The sequence below is a fragment of the Vibrio sp. 2033 genome (assembly GCF_033339735.1).
Map to the genome: position 1 here is coordinate 1 of NZ_JAWOVC010000677.1, position 556 is coordinate 556.

Sequence of the window (556 nt, forward strand, 5' to 3'; positions counted from 1 at the left end):
CATTTGTTGTGGAAGTGGCGCGGGTTCGTACACGTTGATGGAAGGAACCAAGACCCTTGCTTCTGGCGCTGAGTTCGCCAAAAGCGAAACCACTGATTTTACGTTAGGTGACACCACCACGACTCCACCAGTGGTTGATGGGTATTATCAAGCCGCGTCTGGCAAGACAGGCTACGCACTCAAAACGGCGTTGTTTAACATCATCAAAAATCACTCCAGCCGTGGCTATTCAGCGATTTGGACTTTGGTAAAAGACGCAGATTTGGATAACTACTACGAGAAAGACGGCTCCATTCTTGATATGTATTCAGAGAAGCCTGCGGGCAACGACGCAGTGAGTTTCACGAAAGTAACCGACCAATGCGGTCAATACAGTCAAGAAGGGGATTGCTACAACCGTGAACACTCGTTCCCGAAAAGCTGGTTTGGTGGCAAAGTTGAACCAATGAACTCAGACGGTCACCATTTGTTTGCCACCGATGGTTATGTAAACGCCAAACGTAGCAACTGGCCATTTGGCGAAGTGGGCACCTCGACTTATGTTTCCAGCAATGGT

At 48.7% G+C, this 556-nt stretch carries 1 protein-coding gene; it reads left to right on the plus strand.

Annotation, left to right across the window (positions count from 1 at the left end; translation table 11 throughout):
• Positions 1-556 (plus strand): endonuclease (locus R7P74_RS28450; protein WP_318124042.1); only part of this gene is annotated, 556 nt, incomplete at both ends.